The following is a 9650-nucleotide window of genomic DNA, read 5'->3' as shown; positions in this document are numbered from 1 at the left end:
GAACGTCAATGTTCACCTGTTCCAAGCAGGGACGCAGCCCGATACGGACGCTTGATGCCCTCGAGAATCGCCACACTCACCACCGGCTCCGGAGTCAACCCCCGAAGGACTTCGCGCGTCGACCACTTAGCCAGGGCTCGTACGCACATGATTCGCCGTGCCGGCCGCCGCGAGGCGCTCGGCCACCCCGTCCGCTCCGGGCACCCCGCGGGTCCGGGCGGGCCGTGCCGCATCATGACCCGGTGCAGAATGCGGAACAGTTCGGCGAGGCCGAGGACGAGACGGGGAACCCCAGAGTGCCCATCCAACGCGGCCCTGCGGAGATGTCCGAGCAGGTGAAAGCCGCCCAGAACGGCGACGAGGCCGCCTTCGGGGCATTGTTCCGTGCCGTACAGCCCGGCCTGCTGCGCTACCTGAGGGTGCTGGTCGGCGCGGAAGCGGAGGACGTGGCCTCGGAGGCGTGGCTGCAGATCGCCCGGGACCTGGGTTCGTTCCGGGGAGACTTCGATGGTTTTCGCGGCTGGGCGGCGACGATCGGCCGGAACCGGGCGATGGACCTGTTGCGCGCCCAGCGCCGTCGGCCGGTCAGCGGTGTGCCGGTGGAGGACCTGCTCGGCGACCGCCCCGCGGCCGACGACACCGAGGGCGCGGCCCTGGCCGCGGTCGACACGACGGCCGCGCTGGCCCTCATAGCCACCTTGCCTCGCGACCAGGCCGAGGCCGTGCTGCTCAGAGTGGTCATGGATCTGGACGCGGAGACCGCCGCCCGGGTGCTCGGCAAGCGGGCCGGCGCGGTACGGATGGCCTCTCACCGCGGCCTGCGCAAGCTCGCCGGACGGCTCGAAGGGCGACGGCGACCAGCGGGAACGGCCGCAGCGGCGGAACCGCCGGAAAAGAATTCTTCCCAGGGAGTGACACCGACGACGGCACCGACGCTGAAGGGCATGAGATGAGCACCAACCGTCCCCGTCGGATCGACCAGAGCACCGCCGAGCAGTTGCTCGGTGCAAGCCCAGTCGCTGCGACGGGCGACCACGAAGCCCTCGTAGGACTGCTCGGCGCCGCCGCCGCTCCGGCGGCGGAAGGTGAGCTGGTCGGCGAGCAGGCGGCGCTGGCCGCGTTCCGGGCGGCTCAGCTCGCACCTGCTCCTGCTCCTCAGCACCCCCGGAAGTGGCCGATGCGAAAGCCGACGCTGGCGAAGCTCCTGAGCGCGAAGGTCGCGGCCGTCGCCGTCGCCACCGCGCTCGGTGGCGTCGCCGTCGCAGCCGGCGCCGGCCATCTGCCTGCCGCGCTGGGCGGCGATCCCGCCCGCGGCGAGCCGGGGCCGGCGGTGACTTCCGCCGCGGCCACGGTCGGCGCGGTTCCGCCCGCCGCCACCAGGAGGCCCGCCGCGCCCGTGCCCACGGAGCTGGTGGAACCCTGTCGGGCCTACGTCCGGGCGGTCGGCGCGCGTCCCAAGGACGTACCGGCCGATCAGCGCTTCGCCGTTCTGGTCGCCGCGGCCGGAAGCCCGGAGAACGTCCCCCGCTACTGCGCCCCGGCGCTGGACGCCCCGGATGCGCCGAGCCTCGAACCGACCGCCCCCGCAGGCCGGCCCTCGCCCGGTCGGCCGAGCAGCCGCCCGACGCCGGGCGCCCAGGAGCCGGGCAACCGGCCCACCGCGCCGGGTCCGGCTCAGACCCACACCCCCAACGGACCCGGCAGCCACCAGACCGGCCCTCCGGACAATCGCCCCGGCCCGACGGCCACTCGACCCAAGGGGTAGCCCCACCCGCGTCCACCGACCGCCCGGCCCTGATCCCGCTACCCCTAGAGGCCCCACCGATGCAACGACGACTTGGCACCCTGGCCGAGGACACCGTGCCGATCCCGCGCGTCCCGGAAGGCCATCCGGGCCCGGCGGACACCCCGCCGAAGCCCGGCCCCGAGCCGAGCCCCGTCTTCGTCGACTCCTCGGGGCGCAGGCAGCGCCGGGTACGCCGGGCGGGGCGTCTGCTGGTCATCCCGGCCGCCGCCTACGTCGTGCTGCTCATCAGCACCCTGATGGGCGGCCCCACGGTCCGCTCACCGCTCCTGCCCGCCGCCCCGCCACCGCGCTCCCCCCAGCCCGAAGCCTCCCCGGACACGACGAGCGCACCCGGTCCTTCCCGTGGTAGCGCGGCGGGCGAGGCCGTGAGCCCCACCCGGTCCGCGGCGCACGGCACCGCACCCTCCAAGGCGGCCACGGCGGGGACCCAGACGCCCGCGCCGGGCCCGACCGGGGTCCCCGTCATCACCCCGCCGCCCGCTGCCATCCCCGGGAACGGCTCCTCCCCGGCGGCGGCGAACACCGCGCGGGGCCGCCCCACTTCCCCTCCGGGCCAGGGCGGCGGCAAGCCCACCTCCCACCCGTAAGCCACCCGAACGCAGCAGTCAGGAAGCACCCCCCGTTGTCCAAGAACCGTCGCCGCCAAGCACCGGCCCGTGGCCGGCACGGCACCGTACGCAACGTTCCGTTGCGCACGCACTGGCTGCTCCTCACCACGCTCGTGCTCACCCTCTCGGCCGCGCTGCTGCTCCAGGGCTACACCCGGCACATGTTCGACTCCACCGCCGACGGCGCTCCCCGAGGGCAGAGATCGGCCGCCGCCGTACCAGTGCAGATAGCCTCCGGCGGCCCGGTGATCGAGGGGGCGGCAGGCCGCACCGCCGGGCCGGCCGCCCGCACGATCGCGCTGACCTTCGACGACGGCCCCGACCCCGTCTGGACACCGAAGATCCTCGACGTCCTGCGCCGCAACGGTGTCCGCGCCACCTTCTTCACCGTCGGCACCCGGGTCGCCGAGAACCCCGGACTCGCCCGCCGGATCGTCGAGGAGGGCCACCAAATAGGACTCCACAGCTTCACCCATACCGACCTGGGCTCCGCCTCCCCCTGGCGGCGCTCCCTGGAGCTGCGGGAAACGCAGCTCACCATCGCAGGCGCCACCGGTGTCACCACCCCCTTGCTGCGACCCCCGTACTCCTCCGGGAACGACGCTCTCACCGACCCCGACTGGGACGCCGTCGTACAGGCCGGGCAGGAGGGCTACCTCACCGTCCTCACGACCCTGGACAGCGAGGACTGGCGTCGGCCGGGTGTCGCGCGGATCATCGCCAACGCCACTCCCCCGGGCACCGGCGGACAGATCCTGCTGATGCACGACGCGGGCGGTGACCGCTCGCAGACCGTCGCCGCCCTGGAGCAACTGCTGCCCCGGGTCAAGGCCGCCGGGTTCACCTTCTCCACGGTCGGCGACGCGGTCGCCCTGCCCACGGCGGTCCAGCCCGCGAGGACCGCGGAGCACTGGCAGGGCCTCGCTCTGATCACCGCGCTCCGGACCAGTGACGGGATCCTCGAGCGATCTCCTGGCTGCTGTGGGCAGCGGGTGCGATCAGCCTGCTGCGTGCCGTCGCCGTGTTCGTCGCCGCCCGGCGCCACGTACGGATGCGCCGCAGACCGTGGGGGGCTCCGGTGACCGAACCCGTCAGCGTCATCGTCCCCGCCTACAACGAGAGCGCGGGCATCGAAGCGGCCGTCCGCTCCCTCCTGGCGTCCGACCACCCGGTCGAGATCATCGTCGTCGACGACGGCTCCACCGACGGCACCGCCGACCTCGTCGAAGCCCTCCACCTGCCCGGTGTCCGGGTCATCCGGCAGCAGAACGCGGGGAAGCCCGCCGCGCTCAACACCGGCATCGCCGCCGCCTCCTGCGACTTGCTCGTCATGGTCGACGGCGACACCGTCTTCGAACCGGATGCCGTCCGCATGATCATCCAGCCCTTCGCCAACCGCCGCGTCGGCGCGGTCTCCGGCAACGCCAAGGTCGTCAACCGGGGCGGCCTGCTGGGACGCTGGCAGCACATCGAGTACGTCGTCGGATTCAACCTGGACCGACGGCTGTTCGACCTCGCCGAATGCATGCCGACCGTCCCCGGGGCCGTCGGCGCCTTCCGCCGCGAAGCTCTGCTGCGCGTCGGCGGCGTCAGCGACACCACCCTCGCCGAGGACACCGACCTGACCATGGCCCTGTGCCGCGACGGCTGGCGCGTCGTCTACGAGGAGCGCGCCAAGGCATGGACGGAGGCGCCCGCCTCGCTCGGCGCCCTGTGGAAGCAGCGCTACCGCTGGTGCTACGGCACCCTCCAGGCCATGTGGAAGCACCGCGGCGCGCTCGCCCAGCGCGGCCAGGCCGGCAAGCTCGGCCGGCGCGGTCTGGTCTACCTGCTCATGTTCCAGGTCCTGCTGCCGCTACTGGCCCCCGTCGTGGACGTCTTCGCGGTCTACGGCCTGATCTTCCTGGACCCGCTGCGCATCCTCGGACTGTGGACCGCGTTCCTGCTCCTCCAGGCCCTGATGGGTCTCTACGCCTTCCGCCTCGACGGGGAACGGCCCGGGCCGCTCTGGAGCCTGCCCTTCCAGCAGTTCGTCTACCGCCAGCTCATGTACCTCGTCGTCATCCAGTCGGTCTTCACCGCGATCGCCGGATCACGTCTGCGCTGGCAGCGGATGGAGCGCTACGGGAGCCTCCAGGTCCCGGTCGGCCCGACCGAATCCGATTCCCCCGCCCGCGTACCCGCGCCGTCGGGCTTGGAACTCGCTGATATCTGGGCCGAGGAAGCCCACCGTGCCGCGGCGCTCTCGCCGGGCGTCGGCTACTACTCGGATCTCGCATGGTCGTCCCACCCCACTCCGAACGAGCAGATCCGGAAAGCACCCGCCCCCGAGATACCCGGGGAACCCCACTGGAGTTGAGTGCCGCGCACCTCAGCGAGCCGTGCGCGGCAAAAGCCGCCAGACTTCCGCCGCGCACGGCAATTCAGGCCGGGGTTTCCCCGTAAGCACTCGGAATCCGAGCCGGAACGACACCTTCGCGACGTGAGCACGTCGAGTGACCCCACACCCCACCGGACGCCCCTCCCCCCATCAGTACTGTTCAGGGCGATGCCACACCGCCCCGCAAGCCTCCACGGCGCACCGAGCCGTGGAGGCTTTTCCATGAACAGCCCTAGCCCGCCGGGCCTTTCACATTCGCACTACACACTCCCGGGCATTCGGGCAACCATCCGGAGTGGCAAATTCCCGCCACCTGCGAACCAGGCCCGGTAGAGGTACACATATCCGCAACACGCGCGCAACAGCCGCGGCCGTGCCGGAGTTGGTACCCAATTCCCCGAATCGCACTCGCCCGTACGCCCGGGAACATCATTCCCGCAGGCCGATTGACCCGGATTGCCCGCATCTCCTGACGTCGTCCCAAATAAACTCGCGCGGCCTCCCGTGGCGAGAGCGCGCCAATTCCTCGACAGACCTGTTCATTCGACCTCCTCGATTGTCATGCTTCCGTCAGCCCCGTGAGGCGCCGCCGGTCCTTCCCCTCCGACAGGTGCCGCTCGACCCCACGGAGCAGCACGTCAGCGCCCGTTCCGCCCCCTGCAGGCACCTACCCGGCGCCCCGGAGCGAGGCGCGACCGCGCACACGCGGTCGGATCCGGAAGGAATCTACGTGAAGCGAAAGCTCGCAGTCGGAGCCGTTCTCTCAGCCTCTGCCCTGCTCGCCGGCGCCATCCAGGCCGGAGCCGGGATGGCGCAGGCCGCCCCCACCCCCACCCCCGTCCCCGCCCAGGAGCACGCCGCCCTGCTCGCCCAGGCCGGCAGCGAGGCCCCCGCCACGGCCCGCGCCCTGGGACTGGGCAGCACGGAGAACCTGGTCGCCAAGGACGTCCTGACCGACGCGAACGGCAACCGCCACCTGCGCTACGAACGCACCTACGGCGGCCTGCCCGTACTCGGCGGAGACCTGATAGTCCACCAGGACTCCAGGGGAGCCGTGAAGTCGGTGGACAAGGCGGCGAAGGCGGACATCGCTCCCGCCTCGCTCGCCCCGAAGCTTTCGGCGGAGCAGGCCTCCGCCAAGGCGACCGGCGCCGTGAAGGCCACCATCGGCATCGCCAAGGACGCCGACGAGCCGGCCCTCACCTCGGTCGACCGGACCGGGGCCGCCCGTCTCGTCGTCTGGGCCTCGTCCGGCACCCCGCGCCTCGCGTACGAGACCCTCGTCGAGGGCACGCGCGCCGACGGCACCCCCAGCAGCCAGCGCGTCGTCACCGACGCCACGAGCGGCGAGGTCCTCTCCACCCACGAGGGAGTCCAGAGCGCCATCGCCGCCGGCACCGGCAAGGGCGTGTTCGTCGGCTCCGTACCGCTGACCACCAACTTCACCGGCTCCACCTATGAGTTGAAGGACGCCACGCGCGGGGGCCAGTACACCACCAACCTCGCCAACAAGACCGCCGGGAACGGAACCCTCTACACCGACGCCGACAACGCCTGGGGCGACGGCACCGTCTCCAACGGCCAGTCCGCGGCGGTCGACGCCCAGTACGGCGCGGCGGCCACCTGGGACTTCTACAAGAACACCTTCAGCCGCAACGGCATCCGCAACGACGGCGTCGGCGCCTTCAGCCGGGTCCACTACGGCCGCAACTACGTGAACGCGTTCTGGAGCGACTCCTGCTTCTGCATGACGTACGGCGACGGCGCGAGCAACACCCACCCGCTGACCGAACTGGACGTCTCCGGCCACGAGATGAGCCACGGCGTCACCGCGAACACCGCCGGCCTGAACTACTCCGGCGAGTCGGGCGGCCTGAACGAGGCCACCTCCGACATCTTCGGCACCGGAGTGGAGTTCTACGCCAACCTCGCCTCGGACAAGGGCGACTACCTCATCGGTGAACTGATCGACCTCAACGGCAACGGCACGCCGCTGCGCTACATGGACAAGCCCTCCAAGGACGGCAACTCCGCCGACTACTGGTCCTCCACCGTCGGCAGCCTCAACGTCCACTACTCCTCGGGCGTCGCCAACCACTTCTTCTACCTGCTGTCCGAGGGCAGCGGCGCCAAGACCATCAACGGCGTCGCCTACAACAGCCCCACCTACACGGGCGCCACCGTCACCGGCATCGGCCGCGACAAGGCCCTCCAGGTCTGGTACCGGGCGCTCACCGTCTACATGACCTCGACCACCGACTACCAGGGCGCCCGCGTGGCCACCCTCAGGGCGGCGGGCGACCTGTACGGATCGACGTCCGCGGAGTATCAGGCCGTCGCCGCGGCCTGGTCCGGCGTCAACGTGAACTGACCCGACGGCACGCCCCGCGCCGGCAGGGCCCTCCGGGGTCCTGCCGGCCGCCGGTGTTCCCCGAGCTCAGGACCGCGTCGGCATGTCCATCGTCGGCGACGCGGGCGGCCCGAGACCCGGCAGTAGCCAGCCCTGGAACAGTGCCAGTACCGCGAGCACCAGGAAGGCGACGCCGACCACATTCGAGAACAGGGGGCCCCGCCGCCACAGCTTCTCCATGAAGATCACCACGGCCAGCGCGGCCATCGCCAGGATGTTCATGACGCCCAGCGGTATGAGGACGATCATCAACCCCCAGCAGCAGCCGACGCAGTACAGACCGTGGTGCGCCCCGACCCGCAGGTCGCGGGCCCTGCGCGGGAAGCCCGCGTACCTCGCGAGCTGACCCATCGGACTCCGGCAGTGCCGCAGACAGATGTCCTTCAGCGGACCGAGCTGCTGCACCCCGGCGAGCAGGAAGGCGCCTGCGCCGATCCAGCGCCCGGCACCGGGATGATCGGCCACCACCCTGCCGGTCACCGCCAGGATCCCGTACGTGAGGATGCCGAACGCCGTCCAGGCCAGCAGGTATCCGCCCACGAACTGCGCGAGGCGAGCCGCGCGGGCGGCCCCGGTGGACTGGCGGCTGATGGCACGCGCCCAGGTGATGGCCACCGGCGCCACGGACGGGAACATCATGGCAATCATCATGACCAGCCACAGCAGCAGGAACAGCGGTATGCCCATGCCCATGGTTCCCGCCTCGATTCCCATGCCGCGGGCCTGGCCGACGACCAGAACCCAGGCGGAGAGCGCGAGCACGGCCATGAGCGACCAGGCGACTGCCAGCTCCCGCACCGACAACAAGTTGGCCGGGCGCAGGGGCGGCAGAAGGGCCTGCCGGTCGAGGCGCACGCTCTCAGCACATCACGACAACCGCGCGGGCGCCCGCGCGCGGATTGCGGGCCTCGCGCGAGAGGGGGACAATCTGGAGTGGAGACCTGCGCTACCGGGCATGGACCGGTGACGCCTCCCAGGGCTTCGCCAGTCTCTCGTGAACCGCCGTCCGGCGCGCGGTCACAAGGAGGCGCGCGATGTCCGAGACAACGGTGACGGTCCCGAAGTGGCACGCGACAGGAGACTGGTTCGACACCTGCAAATGCGACGTGCCCTGCCCGTGCTCCTTCGCCCAGTTGCCCACAGACGGCGACTGCGAAGGCATCCTCGCCTGGCACATCCGCGAAGGCCGTTACGGTGACGTACCGCTGGACGGCCTCAACGTACTGATGCTCGGCGCGTTCGTCGGCAACCTATGGGCCGAACACTCCGATACCTACGCGGCGGTCTTCCTCGACGAGCGCGCCGACGACGCCCAGCGCGAAGCACTCCAGATGATCTTCGGTGGGCAGGCGGGCAGCTGGCCCGCCGAACTGGTGGGCATGATGGGCGCCGAGATGCGCGGCATGGACTTCGCCCCCATCGAGATCGAAGTCGCGGACGACCTCGCGAGCTGGCAAGCCGTGATTCCCGGCAGGGTCGAGGCGAGCGCCAAGGCCCTGACCGGGCCCACGACACCGGAGGGGGCGCGCGTCCAGTCGGTCAACCTCCCGGGCTCGGAGACCGGTCCGGGCCAGGTCGCGACCTGGGGCCGTTCGACAGCGGACCGGGCCGACGCCTTCGGGTTCCAGTGGAGCCGGGAAGGCCAGTCCAGCAAACACATCCCCTTCGACTGGACCGGGCCGAACTAGCGGCACTAGAGCCGCGTCAGGCCTGCAGAACGCTGCGGGGCAGCACCAGGAACCGCGGGCCGGGGCCGAAGCGGCCTGTCGAGAACTCGGTCAGGCGTGGTTGACGGGCAGGACGTCCGGGGAGATGGCGGCCGCGTGCGCGGCTCCGGAGGTCATGCGGCGGCGGTGGTGGCGGCGGCAGAGGACCTCGTAGCCGACCTCCTGCGGGGAGCGGTTGACGTCGCCGACGACCACCTGCTCGCCCTCGACCACCATCTCGCCGCCCACCGTGCGGGCGTTGTGGGTGGCGCGGGCGCCGCACCAGCACAGGGCCTCCACCTGGAGGGCCTCGATCCGGTCGGCCAGTTCGATCAGCCGCTGCGAGCCCGGGAAGAGCTTGGTGCGGAAGTCGGTGGTGATGCCGAAGGCGAAGACGTCGAGGCCGAGCTCGTCCACGACGCGCGCGAGCTGGTCGATCTGCTCCGGGGCGAGGAACTGCGCCTCGTCGACGATCACATAGTCGACCCTGCCGCCCTTGGACATCTGGTCCACCAGGTAGGCGTACAGGTCCATGCCGGGGGCCGCCTCGACAGCCTCCGTCACCAGGCCCAAGCGGGAGGAGAGCTTGCCCTCCCCCGCACGGTCGTCGCGCGTGAAGATCACGCCCTGGAGCCCGCGGGCCGACCGGTTGTGCCCGATCTGGAGCGCCAAAGTACTCTTCCCGCAATCCATGGTTCCGGAGAAAAAAGCCAGCTCGGGCATGGGAAGTACGGGACCT

General features: G+C 71.3%; 7 protein-coding genes and 1 pseudogene. 6 read left to right on the top strand and 2 right to left on the bottom strand.

Translation table 11 applies throughout. The features are described 5' to 3' along the window. Window positions 1-323: 323 nt before the first annotated feature. The 5 genes and pseudogenes from QMF80_RS14245 to QMF80_RS14225 all read left to right on the top strand — a co-directional run bounded on the left by QMF80_RS14245 (window position 324) and on the right by QMF80_RS14225 (window position 7166). Complete coding sequence (locus QMF80_RS14245; RefSeq protein ID WP_283453112.1) at window positions 324-953, top strand: RNA polymerase sigma factor; 630 nt, start codon at window positions 324-326, stop codon at window positions 951-953. Further along, on the top strand, window positions 950-1765 hold the full coding sequence (locus QMF80_RS14240) for a hypothetical protein (RefSeq protein WP_283453085.1): 816 nt from the start codon (window positions 950-952) through the stop codon (window positions 1763-1765). Before QMF80_RS14245 ends, QMF80_RS14240 begins: the two co-directional genes overlap by 4 nt. 59 nt (window positions 1766-1824) lie before the next feature. Further along, window positions 1825-2394 (top strand): hypothetical protein, encoded by a 570-nt coding sequence (locus tag QMF80_RS14235; RefSeq protein ID WP_283453083.1) that lies wholly within the window; start codon window positions 1825-1827, stop codon window positions 2392-2394. A gap of 35 nt (window positions 2395-2429) precedes the next feature. Next, a pseudogene (locus QMF80_RS38305) lies at window positions 2430-4774 on the top strand (bifunctional polysaccharide deacetylase/glycosyltransferase family 2 protein). Window positions 4775-5525: 751 nt separating this feature from the next. Then, window positions 5526-7166, top strand: coding sequence for a M4 family metallopeptidase (locus QMF80_RS14225; RefSeq protein ID WP_283453081.1), 1641 nt, complete (start codon window positions 5526-5528; stop codon window positions 7164-7166). Window positions 7167-7232: 66 nt separating this feature from the next. Here QMF80_RS14225 and QMF80_RS14220 read toward each other — a convergent pair whose 3' ends face one another. After that, window positions 7233-8060, bottom strand: coding sequence for a DUF2182 domain-containing protein (locus QMF80_RS14220; RefSeq protein WP_283453079.1), 828 nt, complete (start codon window positions 8058-8060; stop codon window positions 7233-7235). 179 nt (window positions 8061-8239) lie between these two features. Here QMF80_RS14220 and QMF80_RS14215 point away from each other — a divergent pair, with 179 nt between their 5' ends. Next, window positions 8240-8893 (top strand): DUF1326 domain-containing protein, encoded by a 654-nt coding sequence (locus tag QMF80_RS14215; protein ID WP_283453077.1) that lies wholly within the window; start codon window positions 8240-8242, stop codon window positions 8891-8893. A 90-nt stretch (window positions 8894-8983) separates the two neighbouring features. Here the strand turns inward: QMF80_RS14215 and QMF80_RS14210 are convergent, their stop codons facing one another. Further along, window positions 8984-9634, bottom strand: a complete 651-nt coding sequence (locus QMF80_RS14210) for a thymidine kinase (RefSeq protein WP_283453075.1) — start codon at window positions 9632-9634, stop codon at window positions 8984-8986. Between the last annotated feature and the right edge of the window lie 16 nt (window positions 9635-9650).

The sequence above is a fragment of the Streptomyces sp. G-G2 genome (assembly GCF_030063135.1).
In the GTDB taxonomy this organism is placed as follows: Bacteria; Actinomycetota; Actinomycetes; order Streptomycetales; family Streptomycetaceae; genus Streptomyces.
This window is presented reverse-complemented; position numbering and strand designations above follow the sequence as displayed.

Coding starts and splice junctions, on each gene's coding strand:
- QMF80_RS14245 (WP_283453112.1), top strand. CDS start 324: ATGTCCGAGCAGGTGAAAGCCGCCCAGAACGGCGACGAGGCCGCCTTC.
- QMF80_RS14240 (WP_283453085.1), top strand. CDS start 950: ATGAGCACCAACCGTCCCCGTCGGATCGACCAGAGCACCGCCGAGCAG.
- QMF80_RS14235 (WP_283453083.1), top strand. CDS start 1,825: ATGCAACGACGACTTGGCACCCTGGCCGAGGACACCGTGCCGATCCCG.
- QMF80_RS14215 (WP_283453077.1), top strand. CDS start 8,240: ATGTCCGAGACAACGGTGACGGTCCCGAAGTGGCACGCGACAGGAGAC.
- QMF80_RS14210 (WP_283453075.1), bottom strand. CDS start 9,634: ATGCCCGAGCTGGCTTTTTTCTCCGGAACCATGGATTGCGGGAAGAGT.